The following is a 14165-nucleotide window of genomic DNA, read 5'->3' on the forward strand; positions in this document are numbered from 1 at the left end:
GCCCCTATTCCAAAATGGGAACGTAGTATAACTGTAGCTTCGGGGGTTTAAGTCATAAAGCGGATTTTATGCTTTTATGGGTCCCGAATTGATCATCCTAGTTATAGCCGCATGTTTGGTCGGCTCCTTGATCGGGACATTCACAGGGGTCACTCCGGGGATACATGTGAATACCCTTGCTTCGCTGATGCTGATCTCGTATCCCGCGATGGAATCTTTCATCGCCTCCTTTACCGCCGCATCTAATGCGCCGATCATCGTTTCATCATGCATAATGTCCGCTTCCATCGTCCATTCCTTTGTGGATTTCGTTCCGTCGGTATTCATAGGTGCGCCCGATCCGGACGAGGTCCTGACCGCCCTTCCGGGGCACAGGCTTTTGATGAAGGGAGAGGGGATGAAGGCGGTCCGGGCCGCTGCGATAGGCAGCGCCGTCGGTGCCTCTTGTGCTTTGCTTCTCGCCATACCTTTTCAGTTCCTGATGCTGAACGGGCTGGCAGATCAACTGGACAAATTCACTATCGCGGTTCTGATCTTTGCTCTGGTCGCGATCGTTCTGAAAGAAAAAGGGATTAAGAATAAACTGTGGGCGGCCGCACTCGTTTTACTGTCTGGTACATTGGGTCTTTTCTGCATGGACCTTCCGATCCCCTCGACGGGGATATTTGGGGATGGGGGCCTGTTGTTCCCTCTCCTTACCGGTCTTTTCGGCATACCTGCGCTGCTGAGCTCTGCGAAGAATGCGACTATCCCGGAACAGCGGGACGACGGCTCTCCGCCTGTGGATCACGTTCCGGGGATCAGGGGCGTGATAATGGGTTCCGTTTCCGGCTGGTACCCGGGGATAACCGCAACGGCAGGTGCATCGTTGTCGTCGATCTTCATGCCGGAGAATAGACCTGAGAAGTTCATATCGGTCGTTGCTTCGATAGGGACGGTCACTTCGATCTTCTCGCTTATCACACTTTCAGTTTCCGGGAGCGGAAGGTCCGGGACCGTGCTGGTGATCAGAGAGATGATCGGGGACGGTGCGTCCGGATTCTGTTCTCCCGATTTCCTTTTGCTTCTGCTATGTTGTGCAATCGCTTCCTTTCTGGGTTATCACATAACGATCCGTGTCGGAAAGATGATGAGCGGCCTTACTGACAGGATCGACCCTGTCCTCCTTAACAAAGCTGTCCTGTGTTTCGTTATCGTGCTTGTGGCCCTGCTGACCGGACCTTTCGGCCTGTTGATTCTTGTCATATCGGTCCTCATCGGGCTGATACCGTTGGACATTGATGCGGCCAGGGTCCCTCTTACGGGATGTCTCATGTTCCCTGTGATAATCCATGGGTTGTTCGGAACGATAATTTGATGGGTCTTTCAGCGCAGTGCTGAATGTGTCGTTTTTTCTGCCCTTGCCACCGCCTTCTTCATGAACCTCTCCTTGTTCACCAGGAACCTGTCGTGTCTTCCCGACCCCACTTCACCGGCCGCGTCCCATACCTTCACGTCAAACACTATCCTCGATCTGTCTATCTCAGTGATCTCCACTTTACAAAAAACCTCAGAGCCTATGACCGATGGTGCGGAATGTTTGATCTCCAGATACGTTCCGACAGAGCTTTCTCCCTCCGAAAGCCTCTGCTGAAGGCATTCTGTCGCCGTCTTCTCGATCAACGATATCATAGCCGGTGTCGCAAACACATCGATGGCCCCGCTGACCAGCGCCAATGCTGTGTTATCCTTTGTGACAGTCATGCTCGCTTCGTTCGTTATCCCTACAGAGATCATACCCATATCATGCCTCCGCGGATATTAATCTCTTAGGAAGGCCCATATATTTATTAAAGAAAGGATATAGGTTATTATGGGATTGGAAGACAGCTTATACTCCGAGCTCGTTGAGCTCAGGGATGGTATAAGAGAGGACCGCACGCACTCTACAGGCAGGGTGCCGACTGTATGCACTGATGAGGCGCTGAGAGAAATGGCGCAGAGGGTTCCGACAAAGGCGGAGGATTTTGCCGCTATCCCCGGAGTGGGACAGAGATTTGTCGAGTTATACGGTGACGAGTTCCTCTCGGTGACGAAGAAATATGCCGTCACCGCGGCGAGGGGCTCCAATATGGAACAGGATGTTGTCAGGGCGCTTCGGGAACTGCAGAAGAAGCTTACTAACATCAGCAGGAACAACCGCCTACTGTATATGGGAAAACTGTACAGAAAGAATGCCTTCGATCTGACATCCATTCCGAGCCTCGAGACGATGAACCTCCTCTTCGGAAAGAAGAAATCGCTCAAACTCTGCGATTCGACAAAAAGCGCAGAGGATCTGAAAATATTCAAAAATCTCACAGAATTGATAAGAGAGGTCAACAGGGACCAGAGAGATAAGGGCCAATACGACCTTTACATCGGATATCCTTTCATCGAGGGGAGACTCCCTGGAGAGGATTTTGATGTCAGGGCTCCTCTCGCATTGTTCCCGGTCATTTTGGACAAGGACGCAAAGAGCATCTCGGTGAGATTGGACGATTCCCGTGATGCCATTTACAACAACGCTCTTCTGCTGGCATTCATTAAATTCAGCGGCAAGAATAAACCGCTCCCCTACAACGTGATCGAGGAGTACAGCGCAGAGTCGTTCATGAGCAACCTTGCAACCTTCTACGAATCGCAGGGATTCCCGCTTAAGCTGTCGTACAGCCCCCTCACTCCGTTCATAGATTACAGAGAGGGAGAATTCCCCAAGTATCTGCCGGGAGATATGAAGGTCGTTCACAATGCGATATTGGGAAAATTCCCATCGTATTCCAGCTATATCCAGAAGGATTTCGACGAGTTGCTTGCCGGAAGGGAGATCAACGCCGCCCTTTCCAATCTCGTGAAGGATCTGAACCAAGGCGACTTTTATTCCGACATGCCGAGTCCTCTTTCTCTGCCGGCCTTGAGGGAGAAAGGGCTGGAGGCTTCGGAGAAGGACATAACATACATCAATACGCTCAACAGCGCTCAGGAGAATGTCATCACAGCCGTCAATAAGGAGGATGAGCTTGTTGTTCACGGACCTCCTGGCACAGGCAAATCGCAGGTCATTACTGGATTGATCACGTCCGCCGTCAATAACGGTAAAACTGTTCTGATGGTATCCGAGAAGAAGACCGCTTTGGATGTTGTATATTCCAGGCTCGGACCCCTGTCGAAATATTGTCTGCTCATAGACGATACAAGCAACAAGGACCAATTCTACCAGCAGCTCGGGAGGATGCTTGAGGCCGTACCGCCCCGCACCGGTTCCGATCTCGCGGCCCTTTCGGACAGCATAGATAAGGACGTCTCCGTCCTTTCGAACATTGCCGAGACGATGTACCATGAGGGGCCGTTCGGCATAGAGCCGTACAAACTGTACTCGATGGACAAATGGCTCAACCTCGAGGATAAGATTGAGTACGAGAAGTACAAGATGATCAAAGCGGCGGTCTCGACAAAGCTGATGAATCTCAAGTACAAAGAGGTCAAAGAACTGACCCGGAAATTCAACGACAGAGTTCTGATGACCAATTTCAACGAATACAGCGAGTGCCTCGCAAAGACGCCGTGGTTCGCCATAATGAAGCAGGACCTCTCCGAATATAACATCGGAGAGATGAAAGCGGACCTGATGAATCTCGAGCTTCAGATCAAGGAGTGGAAAAGCAAAGGCGCGGTCTCCAGGATGTTATCCAAAGGAAAGGTCAACCGCGACGCGACAGCCTTGCTCGATAAATATTTCGTATCATACAACGAAAAGACCATCCAGACCGTCATCGATGACCCCAAGGCCGTGATCGACGCGCTCAAGGACTATGAGTTATACTCATCCCGCGCGACCGTCTACAACAGGCTGAATGAGAAGGAACGCATTTACGGCCACGTCATCGTCGCTTTGTCCAAAGAGTCCGGCTGGACCTTCGAGGACAGCAACAACAACATCCTGAAATACATTTTGAACGAGCACCTGCAGAAGTTCGATGCGGACCACAAAGCTTTGCTTCAGGACATCCAGGACTTTGACAGCATCGTTGCCGATATGGACCGCAAGATCAACGACAAGAAGAATATCACAAAGAACCGTGTCGAAGAGATACTGCAGGCCGATCTCCGCTACATCACCGAGTCCAAACGCCGCGGGGACATCGTCCGCATCATCGAGAACAAAAGAAAGTGGAGCCTTAACAAATTCCTCAGCCGGTACAGCTTTGAAATGTTCAAGGGCGTCAAGATCTGGCTCCTGACCCCCGAAGTGGTATCCGAGATTATGCCTTTGGAGATGGGGCTTTTCGACCTCCTCATATTTGACGAAGCTTCGCAGATGTATGTCGAAAAAGGCATCCCGGCCATCTACCGTGCGAAAAAGGTCGTCATCGCAGGCGACCACAAGCAGCTGCGTCCCTCAAACCTCGGTTCGGGGCGCATCGACTACAGCAACGAGGAGGATTACGATGAAGAGGAGGATGAAGTGTCAGCTGTGCTCGAAGAGGAGAGCCTGTTGGATCTTGCCAGGACCCGGTACGACAATATCCTGCTTAATTTCCACTACAGGTCGCAGTACGAGGAACTGATCGCATTCTCCAACTATGCTTTCTATGGCGGAAGGCTGTACGTTTCCCCCAACGTGGTAGAGCCGGAGAGGCCTCCGATAGAAGTTCACAAAGTGAGCGGGGAATGGGCGAACAAGGCCAATGTCAAAGAGGCGAGGATCGTCGTGGACCTGCTGAAGGATTTCTTCAAGACAAGGAAAAACAACGAGACCATCGGCATCATCACATTCAATGTTTCCCAGAGAGACCTTATCAACGACCTGATCGATGATGCGGCTACAGCCGACCCTGATTTCGGAAAAGCGGTCAACAAAGAGATGGTGAGGTTCGATAACGGTGAAGATGTGGGTCTTTTCATAAAGAACATCGAAAGTGTTCAGGGCGACGAGCGTGATGTTGTCATCTTTTCGATAGGTTACGCCAAAAATAAAGATGGCAGGCTCATGCAGAGGTTCGGCTGGCTCAATAACAAAGGCGGGGAGAACCGTTTGAATGTCGCGATAAGCCGTTCCAAGAAAAAGATCCACATCGTACTGTCCTTCGACCCGGAAGAGTTGCAGGTGGACAGTTCGAAGAACGACGGCCCCAGGATCCTGAAGAAGTATCTGCAGTACGCAGAAGCAGTAAGCAACGGAAACAAGGAACTCGCGCAAAGCATCCTGAACTCATTCGGAGACAACAGGTGGGTATCTTCACCGACGGTCCCGGGAGAATCCCCTATCAACGAGAGGGTATACAATGCGCTTGTAAGGAAAGGATACAGCGTGGAGAAGGAAGTGGGCATCGGAGGATACACAATAGATATGGCTATCAAACAGGACGGCAGATATATCCTAGGAATAGAGTGCGACTCCCACATTTACGAAATGTCGGACTCTACAAGAGAAAGGGACTACCACAGACAAAAGTACCTTGAATCGAGAGGCTGGCACATACACAGAGTATGGACATCCGGAATGTGGAAGGATCCTCAGAAGGAGATCAACAACATCGTGAAAGCGATAGAGAAGACCGGCCCGAGATCATCTCGCTGAGAGATGGGCTTTCTTTACAAAAAGGGTCCCGGCGCCATTCTTCCACTCTTTTTCATATTCGGTTATCTCCAAGGGCTTACTGTGCATCGGCGAGTCTGTTGTCAGGGATTCGTACTCCCCGCCCTCCCCGATAACGCTTATGCCGTATCTCCCTCTGAGCGACCTGAGCTCTTCGGCGGCTTTATTGTCTATCTCCCTTCCGAGCCACGGTTCGTCGAGGCCTTCAGCATAACACCCGATGATCGTCGCCCTTATGCCAGCTGAGATCATTTCTTTCAGGACCGTATCTTGGTCTTTATGCCAAAGAGGAGAAAGAACCTTAAGGCCCAGTTCTCCGCAGACCATATTCATCTTATCCCACTGGTAGTCGGACCAGACCGCGCCCGTCACTATCCCGTCGATGTCCAGATGCGATAATGCTTCGCTGAGGGCCCGAATATCATCCTCTTCCGACCCCGACGTCTCTGCCGTAACAAGTTCGATCCCCATAGACTCTGCCATGAGCGGCACTATTTTGATATTCGGAACATGGAATATCCACGATTCCTGCGCTTCGGGCACAATGCTCACAAGATACGGTATCTCGTGCCCCATCTGTAGTGCCAGATATAATGCGAAAGTGGAATCTTTTCCTCCGGAGTATAATGCCGCAAGGCGCATATCATTCCGAATGGATAACTGCATAATTTAACCTTGCTTTCGGGTTAATCGGGGGGGGGGCTCTCGTTTACTTTACGCTGATCTCACAGAAACCAACGAAAAGATACATTTATTTGTGAAGCGTATTTGCACCGGAGAAGATGAAGCAGATCATATCCGAGAAGACTCCGAACCTAAAGAAGATCGTGGCGGAAAAAGCAGTTGATGACTTCGTCAAAGACGGAATGACCGTCGGTCTCGGAACAGGATCGACGGCGGAATATGCCATTAAAAGGGTCGGAGAACTTGTAAAGAACGGGTTTAAGCTGAAATGCGTCGCCACTTCACAAAGAACGGCCGATCTGGCAGAAAGTCTCGGCGTCAGGATATATGATGTCGATGAGGTGGACCACATCGACGTTACGATCGACGGCGCGGACGAAGTGGACCCGCAGAAACAGCTCATAAAGGGTCTGGGCGGTGCGCTTCTAAGGGAAAAGATCGTTGCAGCGGCAAGCTTGGCCGAAGTGATAATCGTTGATGAATCCAAGATCGTTGAGAAGCTCGGCATGAAGACGCCGCTGCCCGTAGAAGTGATCCCGTACGGCCACAAAAAGACGGCCTATGCGCTAGAAAGACAAGGCTGCAAAGCAACACTGAGAATGAAAGACGGCAAGCCATTCATCACCGACGCAGGGAACTACATCTACGACTGCAAGTTCGAAGCGATCGAGAGTCCGTTCTTCCTCGAATCAAGGATAGACGTCATCCCGGGAGTCGTAGAGAATGGGCTTTTCCTCAACACAGCGGATGTTGTTCTCATCTCCCACCCCGACGGAACGGTCACGAAAAGGGAGTGAAATCGCATCCTTTATTATTATAGATAAAGAGTGAGGTTTTAATATAACCTCGATAATAGAGCGATACTTCACTTAAGGTGATATAAAATGAAAATGCCCAGAACGATCAAAACATATTGTCCTTTCTGCAAGACGCACACCCTGCACGACGTAGAAAGGGTAAAAAAGAAAAAAGCCAGCGAGCTCAAATGGGGTCAGAGAAGATTCAGAGAGGCCACATCAGGATACGGAGGTTTCCCGAGGCCTAAGCCCGAGGGCAGAGAAAAGCCCACAAAGAGGGTCAACATCAGGTTCAGGTGCGAGACCTGCAAGAAGGCTCACCTGACGTCATGCATAAGAGCAAAGAAGTTCGAACTCACGGAGTGATCCCATGACTGATGATTTCATAAAAGTAAAATGCCCCGACTGCGGGAACGAACAGATCGTGTTCAGAAAAGCAGCCACCAAAGTTACCTGCCACGTTTGCGGATCCGTCCTTGTGGTGCCGAAAGGCGGCATCGGAGAGATCAAGGGCGAGATCGTTGAGGTAGTAGGCTGATGTCTAGGACCAAGGGCTTTCCCGAGAACGGAGAACTCGTCGTCTGCACCGTTACAAGTGTAAAGAATTTCGGTGCTTTCGTCACATTGGACGAGTACGACGGAAAAGAGGGATTCGTTCACGTAAGGGATGTTGCCACCGGTTGGGTAAAGTACATCAGAGATTTCATAAGGGAAGGACAGAAGATAGTCTGCAAAGTTCTGGGCGTAGATTCTTCAAAAGGACACATCGACCTTTCCCTCAAATCCGTTAACGACCATCAGAAAAGAGAGAAGATCCAGCAATGGAAGAACGAGAACAAGGCCGAGAAGCTTGTTGAGATCATCGCAGAGCGCATGGGCGTTCCGGTCGATGAAGCATACGGTATGTTCGGTGAAGAGCTCACTGAAGCTTATGACACACTTTATGAAGCATTCGAATCCGCGGTAGCTTACCCGAAGGAATTCATGGAAGAATTCTCCGGCGAATGGATCGAGAAATTCATGGACGTCGCAAAAGAGAATGTGACCCCTCCCTTTGTTGAGATCGACAGTGTTCTGGAAATGACCTCCTCTGCGCCGAACGGCATAGATCATATCAAAAAAGCCCTTAATGCGGGCCTCAAGACCGCAGACGATGCGAACGTAACGATCACCTCGATCGGTTCGCCGAGATACAGAGTGGTGGTCACGGCAAGCGAGTACAAGGACGCGGAAGAGATAATGAAAAAGGTCACGGCTAAGGTCATGAACGACTTCACCGCCGCAGGCGGCGTTGTTACCTTAAAGCGCGAGAGTAAGTAAATGGCCTCTTCTTTCAGAAGATGTGCCGCATGCAAGCGCTATACGATGAAGGATAAATGCCCTTCCTGCGGTTCGATGACAACGGATCCCGCACCGATAAAATACTCACCTGAGGATCGCTACGGCGAATACAGAAGGAAAGCAATAACAGAGGAGTATGGGGAAAATGGAAAGTATCGTAGTCTATGATAGCAAACCGTCTCTTAAGGATCCGATCTTCATCGAGTGTCTCCCGGGCATAGGCAATGTCGGCAAAGAGACCGGCGACTTTTTGGCCGGATCCCTGAAGGCAAAAAAGTTCGCAACGATATATTCAAAAAATTTCCCGTCCCAAGCGATACTGGATAATGAGAACATCATTGATATGACAAACAATCAGCTGTGGTATTCTAAAGATGTTAACGGCAGGGACGTGATATTCCTCATCGGAGCTTTTCAGTGCTCCACCCACGAAGGGCAGTTCGAATTGTGCAGAGAGATAATGAGCATACTGTTGGACTACAAGATATCTGAGATCATCACTCTCGGAGGCTATGGCACAGGCCAGATGGTAGAGGCGCCGAGAGTGTTCGGAGCCGTGACAGACCTAAAAATAAAGAAAGAATATGCCGGATACGGCGTGGAGTTCCCTCCCGGAGAACCGAGTGCGGGGATAATAGGTGCCAGCGGAGTGTTCCTCGGACTCGGGAAGATATATTCTGTCCCGTCAATATGTTTGATGGGAGAGACATCCGGGTACTTTGTTGACCACAAGAGTGCAATGGCAGTGGTCAAGATATTGATTAAAAAGCTCGGTGTTGAATTGGATCTGAAAGAGCTGATAGATAAATCCGAACAGATAGACGAGATCACCGCAAAGATCAAAGAGGTCGAGAACCGCAACTGCAACTGCCGGGATCTCGGATATATCGGATAAACCCGATTTTTAGATCAGGATTACATTTAAATAGAGTATCCTTAATCATGTGTTACCCCGCCTAGCTCAGCCTGGCCAGAGCGGCTGACTGTAGAAGTGTTCTCGGAGAGATCCGATACAGCCGCTGAAATCAGCAGGTCCCCGGTTCAAATCTGGGGGTGGGGACCATCCATTTCTATCTGGCTATACGCTGTTTTCGCATAAATTCGGACATATCATAATAATTTATGGCGATCGCAGCAAACTCCTGAAGTAAGGGTTAATTAATCAGATGTTTAATGACCTATCATGGATAGGTCGGGGGTTTGGGAGATTCTTAGAACCGGGGGGACAGTAGGCAGAGATACTCCCGGCCATGAGGATTATGACCGAGCTTTGAACGAATGCATCGTAAAAAGGCTCAGGTACAACACGCTGCCGCTTACCCCGGAAGAAAGGAAGGCGGCGCTTTCTGATCTGTTAGGATATCCTGTGAGTGAAAATACAAAAGTGGTCCCTCCTTTCCACTGCGACCTGGGATTCAACATAAAGCTCGGAAAGAATGTACTGATCAACTATGACTGCATCCTTTTAGATACAGCGGAGATATCGGTCGGAGATAACACGCTGATCGGCCCCGGAACGAAGATAGTTACCGCCAACCATCCCCATGACGCTGAAAAAAGAAGGGACTGGTCGGTGTCCGGTAACCCCATAAAGATCGAAGAGGACGTTTGGATGGGTGCGGGAGTGGTAGTGATCCCGGGTGTGACGATCGGCGCCCGTTCCATAATCGGAGCGGGCTCCGTTGTCACAAAGGATGTTTCGCCCGATACGGTCGTTGCCGGGAATCCGGCAAGGATCATCAGATACCTTTGATCAGAACTCCCTTTTTATGAAGGCCAGCCATGCCAGCACCGTTGTTGCCACGAACCATATTGCCATTACTCCGGCCGCTCTTCCAACGTGCAGCATCGGGATGACAGGATAGCCGTCGACAAATGCAGAAGGCACAAGCTCATGTGCCGCCTGATCAAGCATGAACCATGGATCGAACCCCGCAGTGGAGATCACAAATGAAACCATCGAAAATATCATAGCAAGAGTAAAGAAAGTAAGAACTGCAGAGATGCTCGACTTCTTCAAAACCGAACTTATGAGCATCGAAACGCCTGATGCGCTCACGATATACACTAACACAAGTCCCAAAGACTTGAAGAATTCGTTCGGTATTCTTCCGTCGACGATCTGCAATATTACTGCAACACCCAGATAGTACAGCGCAATGAAGAGCACCCCTACAATGATACAGCCCACTATCTTGCCCAAAAATATCGATGTCTTTTTTATTGGTCTTGTGAATAGAACCAGAGCGGTCCTCTCTTCATATTCTGAAACAATGGTACTGGATGCGAAAAGGGTCGCTCCGATGATCACCATCAAGAACATAAAAGAGAGATAAATCGGAATTATACGACCTTCGCCATAAGTTTCGTTGAAACTTTCCCCCAATAAAAATGGAAGTGCTGTCCATAATATGAACATTATGGTAACCATTACACCATACGCCAAAAACTTCTTACCACGGATGAACTTTCGAATTTCGTTTACCGCAACCACATATGATTGCCTGAAATCATCAAATTCTACATACATTATCTCGACTCCTTTATCAATCTGAGATATGTTGCTTCGAGAGCATCTTCTTCATTTACACCGTAAACACCTATTCTGAGTGCGCTCAGATCATCAAAGAAGGTGACACATGCACTGTTGCCACCATCGATAGTGACGTCGATATCGTTTCCGAACCTTTCGGCCGAGACCACGTTGTTCAGCTTAGCAATCTTGGATATCATCTCCGGGGCGGGGATGGAGTTGACCTTTACCGTCATCCTTCTTTTTGTATCGTTCTTCCCGAAATTACTTGTGTCATCCTCAAGGATCATCTTCCCGTGATTTATCAGAACTATCCTGTCGCAAAGGTCGCTCACCTCATAAAGCATGTGCGAACTCATTACAACAGTAAGGCCGTTTGACTGGAGCCTGATATTCTTTAAGATCTCTCTCATCTCGGCCATGCCTCTCGGATCAAGACCGGATGTGGGCTCATCAAGGATTATGACGCTCGGATCGTTCAAAAGCGACAGACCGAGCGCTACCCTCTGCCTCATGCCCTTTGAGAATGTACCTAACCTTTTGTCGGCCCATTCTGTCATCTTGACCATTTCCAGGATCCTGCCGGTCTCGCTTTTTATTGATTCAGGTTTCATCCCTATTATCTGCCCAACATACCTGAACGTCTCATTCGGCGTTAGATATAGGTAAAATTCCGGTGTTTCGACTACGGTCCCGACGCCTGTGAGCGCCTTTTTCGGATCTTTTGTCACATCTGTGCCGTTTATGTATGCTTCTCCGGATGTTGCGTTTATCAAATGTGTCAGAACCTTCAGGGTCGTGCTCTTTCCCGAACCGTTCGGCCCCAAGAACCCCGTGAAACTGTTCTTTTTCACAGAGAAGGTCAGATCGTCCACCGCAGCGAACCCTTTGTACACTTTTCGTAAGTTCACAATCTCTATCGGGTCGCCGGACATAAACGTCTCAATGTGAAATTAGTATTTACGCATTACCTGAAACTCGGATGTTCGATCACTTACTGATCTTTCTTCTTGTTCCGCGCCTTATCGTCATTGCCATCTGGTATGATTGGACTTTTACAACGGCCGGAGCATAGTCCAGGAAATTATAGAATGATGTCAATCCTGTGAGCGCCCGTCTCGGAAAGTCCTTTTCGGATCCCCTCACAGCATTTTTCCTGTTCAAAATATTATTCAGGAAGCTTTCCGCATCGTCTGCTTTTGATATTGTGACTACTGAGCCCAGATCCTCTGCGATGTGTCCGTCGCTTCCGCCGGTTATGCCAAGGCCGTGTCTTTTAAAGGACCTTATCGCTTCGACGTTGTCATCGCGGGTCATCCCTCCACAGATGACCTCGTACGCATCCAATCTTCTTATCACATCATCTGAGATGTACCCTTTCCTGTTGCAGATCTCGATCCCCTTGTTTGATCCGAGATATCCCATCGGATGCGCTCCGGATGTCACACAGTTGTGATCCTCAAGCATATCAAGCAGCTGCTCGGTGGTGCAATCCTTAAGTGCCAGCCACGGACATGATTGTATGCGCGGTTCGATATTCTCCTGCCAAAAACTCCGGAGGTCCTTCATTTCGTAGAAGTATGTAAGTATGTGCGGCCCGTCGGATGTACTGACCTCCATCCCGGGTATTATGAAAACATCCTCTTTCTCGATTTCTATCGATTCAAGAGAGCTTATCAGATTGTGGTCGGTTATCGCCATGCCTACTTTCCTTTCTTTGGCTATCTTCAAAAGCCTCCTGATGCCGCTGTAAGAATCGGAACAATCGGTGTGTATGTGCATGTCAGCACAGAGATATCCTGCTTCGGTGATGCTTTCCCAATCCGGATTCTCGAACTTTATCCTCGGCCTGTCGTTTACCTCAGGCATAGCGAGCGCCACATCTCCTCGGATTCGGACAGCACCTTTTCTTCGTCGATGGTCGTTACCCTGCCTTCTTCCAAAACAATATCTCCCTGGCACATCACAGTTCTCACGTTAGATGAGGATGCGGAATATATGATATTCGAGATCATGTTCTCCGGAAGAAGCGGTCTGAGATTCGGAGATCTCCCGCTCAGGATCACTATGTCCGCATATTTCCCGGCCTCTATCGATCCGAGGGAATCCTGCATTCCGATCGCCTTTGCGGCGTTGATCGTAGCGAAGTCGAGAAGCTCCTGTGCGTTCGCGACCGTGGGATCCCACCGGCTTGACTTCTGCAGGAGCCCTAATGTCTTCATCTCTGCCATCATATCGAGGCTGTTGTTGGTCGTGCTTCCGTCCGTTCCGACGGTCACGTTCACACCGTACTTCAGGAATTCCGGGATCGGTGCGACACCTCCGGTAGCCAATTTCATATTGGAGACCGGGCACGATGAGATCGACATTCCCGCATCGGCCATGGCTCTGACCTCGTTCATGGTCAGCCATGCGGAGTGCGCTGCGATACAATTCTTCCCGAGAACGCCGATATCATTGAGCCATTCAGCCGGCCTCTTTCCTGTCTTTTTCCTGTGTTCGTTGACCTCTCCTCTCGTTTCTGAAAGATGGAAGGTCAGCGGCAGATTCTTCGCGTCCGAGAACTCCTTTGCGCCTCTGCACGTTTCTTCGTTGCAGACGTATACTCCCTGTAGTCCGACGCCGGGCATTATTTTCCTTTTCCTTTTGAAACTGTTGTAGAAGTTCTTGCAGTTCTGAAGAGGATTTCCGATTTGAGTTGTCATCTCCTGATCGAGAACACACCAGCATAACACCCCTCTTATACCGGCCTCCATCGTTGCCTTCGCGATCACATCTTCTGAGTAGTACAGGTCGACAAAGGTCGTTGTGCCGGTACGTATCATTTCCGCACAACCGATCTTCGTTCCTATCGCTATATCCTTATCTGTCCGGTCGGAATCTATCTTGAAGACCCTTTCCAGGAATTTGGGGAACGGAACGTCATCGACCGTCCCTTTCATTACCGTCATTGCAACGTGGGTGTGCGTGTTTATCAGCCCCGGCATAACGATGTCGCCTGAGGCTTTGATCTCCTTGTCCGCCGTCCCTTTGAACTCTTTTCCGACGGAAGCTATCTTCTCCCCGTCTATGACCACATCCCCTCTGATCATCCTTCTCTGCGGGTCCTGCGTGACGATCCATGCATCCCTTATTACCGTGATCATGCGCCTGGATTCGAATCTTATGTAATAACCGTTTCGCAATTGAAAAA

The 14165-nt window shown here is 49.7% G+C and carries 15 protein-coding genes and 1 tRNA gene; 10 read left to right on the plus strand and 6 right to left on the minus strand.

Going from position 1 to position 14165, the window contains the following annotated elements; genetic code table 11:
• Positions 1-76: 76 nt before the first annotated feature.
• Positions 77-1357 (plus strand): tripartite tricarboxylate transporter permease, encoded by a 1281-nt coding sequence (locus Mpt1_RS05310; protein ID WP_048112874.1) that lies wholly within the window; start codon positions 77-79, stop codon positions 1355-1357.
• Positions 1358-1365: 8 nt separating this feature from the next.
• Here Mpt1_RS05310 and Mpt1_RS05315 read toward each other — a convergent pair whose 3' ends face one another.
• Positions 1366-1776, minus strand: coding sequence for a thioesterase family protein (locus Mpt1_RS05315; protein ID WP_158386779.1), 411 nt, complete (start codon positions 1774-1776; stop codon positions 1366-1368).
• 76 nt (positions 1777-1852) lie between these two features.
• Here Mpt1_RS05315 and Mpt1_RS05320 point away from each other — a divergent pair, with 76 nt between their 5' ends.
• Entirely contained in the window at positions 1853-5599 is a 3747-nt protein-coding gene (locus tag Mpt1_RS05320) for an AAA domain-containing protein (protein WP_048112878.1), read from the plus strand.
• Here Mpt1_RS05320 and Mpt1_RS05325 read toward each other — a convergent pair.
• Positions 5588-6259, minus strand: a complete 672-nt coding sequence (locus Mpt1_RS05325; protein WP_048112880.1) for a diphthine--ammonia ligase — start codon at positions 6257-6259, stop codon at positions 5588-5590. The genes Mpt1_RS05320 and Mpt1_RS05325 overlap by 12 nt on opposite strands.
• A gap of 140 nt (positions 6260-6399) precedes the next feature.
• Here Mpt1_RS05325 and rpiA point away from each other — a divergent pair, with 140 nt between their 5' ends.
• From rpiA to Mpt1_RS05360, 8 genes are all read left to right on the plus strand, one after another.
• Positions 6400-7098, plus strand: coding sequence for a ribose-5-phosphate isomerase RpiA (gene rpiA, locus Mpt1_RS05330; RefSeq protein WP_048112882.1), 699 nt, complete (start codon positions 6400-6402; stop codon positions 7096-7098).
• 87 nt (positions 7099-7185) lie between these two features.
• Entirely contained in the window at positions 7186-7464 is a 279-nt protein-coding gene (locus Mpt1_RS05335) for a 50S ribosomal protein L44e (RefSeq protein WP_048112884.1), read from the plus strand.
• A 4-nt stretch (positions 7465-7468) separates the two neighbouring features.
• Entirely contained in the window at positions 7469-7636 is a 168-nt protein-coding gene (locus Mpt1_RS05340; protein WP_048112887.1) for a 30S ribosomal protein S27e, read from the plus strand.
• Positions 7636-8418 (plus strand): translation initiation factor IF-2 subunit alpha, encoded by a 783-nt coding sequence (locus tag Mpt1_RS05345; protein ID WP_048112893.1) that lies wholly within the window; start codon positions 7636-7638, stop codon positions 8416-8418. The genes Mpt1_RS05340 and Mpt1_RS05345 overlap by 1 nt, the downstream gene beginning before the upstream one ends.
• On the plus strand, positions 8419-8607 hold the full coding sequence (locus Mpt1_RS07925; RefSeq protein ID WP_082007263.1) for an RNA-protein complex protein Nop10: 189 nt from the start codon (positions 8419-8421) through the stop codon (positions 8605-8607). It begins immediately after the preceding gene.
• The gene (locus Mpt1_RS05350) at positions 8585-9334 is read left to right on the plus strand and encodes a proteasome assembly chaperone family protein (protein WP_048113892.1); all 750 of its coding nucleotides are present in this window, start codon (positions 8585-8587) and stop codon (positions 9332-9334) included. Before Mpt1_RS07925 ends, Mpt1_RS05350 begins: the two co-directional genes overlap by 23 nt.
• A gap of 55 nt (positions 9335-9389) precedes the next feature.
• Positions 9390-9502 (plus strand) — tRNA-Tyr (locus tag Mpt1_RS05355).
• Between the two features lie 120 nt (positions 9503-9622).
• Positions 9623-10192, plus strand: coding sequence for a sugar O-acetyltransferase (locus tag Mpt1_RS05360; protein ID WP_048112895.1), 570 nt, complete (start codon positions 9623-9625; stop codon positions 10190-10192).
• On the opposite strand, the gene Mpt1_RS05365 is transcribed toward Mpt1_RS05360, so the two are convergent.
• The 4 genes from Mpt1_RS05365 to Mpt1_RS05380 are packed head-to-tail and all read right to left on the minus strand — an operon-like array spanning position 10193 to position 14118.
• Complete coding sequence (locus tag Mpt1_RS05365) at positions 10193-10969, minus strand: ABC transporter permease (protein WP_082007264.1); 777 nt, start codon at positions 10967-10969, stop codon at positions 10193-10195.
• The gene (locus Mpt1_RS05370; protein WP_048112898.1) at positions 10969-11907 is read right to left on the minus strand and encodes an ABC transporter ATP-binding protein; all 939 of its coding nucleotides are present in this window, start codon (positions 11905-11907) and stop codon (positions 10969-10971) included. Before Mpt1_RS05370 ends, Mpt1_RS05365 begins: the two co-directional genes overlap by 1 nt.
• Before the next feature lie 55 nt (positions 11908-11962).
• Positions 11963-12841 carry a PHP domain-containing protein gene (locus tag Mpt1_RS05375; RefSeq protein ID WP_052399297.1) on the minus strand — a complete coding sequence of 293 codons (879 nt, stop codon included), beginning with the start codon at positions 12839-12841 and terminating at the stop codon, positions 11963-11965.
• Positions 12829-14118 carry an amidohydrolase family protein gene (locus tag Mpt1_RS05380; RefSeq protein ID WP_048112900.1) on the minus strand — a complete coding sequence of 430 codons (1290 nt, stop codon included), beginning with the start codon at positions 14116-14118 and terminating at the stop codon, positions 12829-12831. Before Mpt1_RS05380 ends, Mpt1_RS05375 begins: the two co-directional genes overlap by 13 nt.
• Positions 14119-14165: the final 47 nt, after the last annotated feature.

Origin of the sequence: Candidatus Methanoplasma termitum (assembly GCF_000800805.1) — an archaeon.
Classification (GTDB): Archaea; Thermoplasmatota; Thermoplasmata; order Methanomassiliicoccales; family Methanomethylophilaceae; genus Methanoplasma; species Methanoplasma termitum.

Coding starts and splice junctions, on each gene's coding strand:
- Mpt1_RS05340 (WP_048112887.1), top strand. CDS start 7,469: ATGACTGATGATTTCATAAAAGTAAAATGCCCCGACTGCGGGAACGAA.
- Mpt1_RS05375 (WP_052399297.1), bottom strand. CDS start 12,841: ATGCCTGAGGTAAACGACAGGCCGAGGATAAAGTTCGAGAATCCGGAT.
- Mpt1_RS07925 (WP_082007263.1), top strand. CDS start 8,419: ATGGCCTCTTCTTTCAGAAGATGTGCCGCATGCAAGCGCTATACGATG.
- Mpt1_RS05320 (WP_048112878.1), top strand. CDS start 1,853: ATGGGATTGGAAGACAGCTTATACTCCGAGCTCGTTGAGCTCAGGGAT.
- rpiA (WP_048112882.1), top strand. CDS start 6,400: ATGAAGCAGATCATATCCGAGAAGACTCCGAACCTAAAGAAGATCGTG.
- Mpt1_RS05345 (WP_048112893.1), top strand. CDS start 7,636: ATGTCTAGGACCAAGGGCTTTCCCGAGAACGGAGAACTCGTCGTCTGC.
- Mpt1_RS05325 (WP_048112880.1), bottom strand. CDS start 6,259: ATGCGCCTTGCGGCATTATACTCCGGAGGAAAAGATTCCACTTTCGCA.
- Mpt1_RS05380 (WP_048112900.1), bottom strand. CDS start 14,118: ATGATCACGGTAATAAGGGATGCATGGATCGTCACGCAGGACCCGCAG.
- Mpt1_RS05360 (WP_048112895.1), top strand. CDS start 9,623: ATGGATAGGTCGGGGGTTTGGGAGATTCTTAGAACCGGGGGGACAGTA.
- Mpt1_RS05365 (WP_082007264.1), bottom strand. CDS start 10,969: ATGTATGTAGAATTTGATGATTTCAGGCAATCATATGTGGTTGCGGTA.
- Mpt1_RS05315 (WP_158386779.1), bottom strand. CDS start 1,776: ATGATCTCTGTAGGGATAACGAACGAAGCGAGCATGACTGTCACAAAG.
- Mpt1_RS05335 (WP_048112884.1), top strand. CDS start 7,186: ATGAAAATGCCCAGAACGATCAAAACATATTGTCCTTTCTGCAAGACG.
- Mpt1_RS05370 (WP_048112898.1), bottom strand. CDS start 11,907: ATGTCCGGCGACCCGATAGAGATTGTGAACTTACGAAAAGTGTACAAA.
- Mpt1_RS05350 (WP_048113892.1), top strand. CDS start 8,585: ATGGAAAGTATCGTAGTCTATGATAGCAAACCGTCTCTTAAGGATCCG.
- Mpt1_RS05310 (WP_048112874.1), top strand. CDS start 77: ATGGGTCCCGAATTGATCATCCTAGTTATAGCCGCATGTTTGGTCGGC.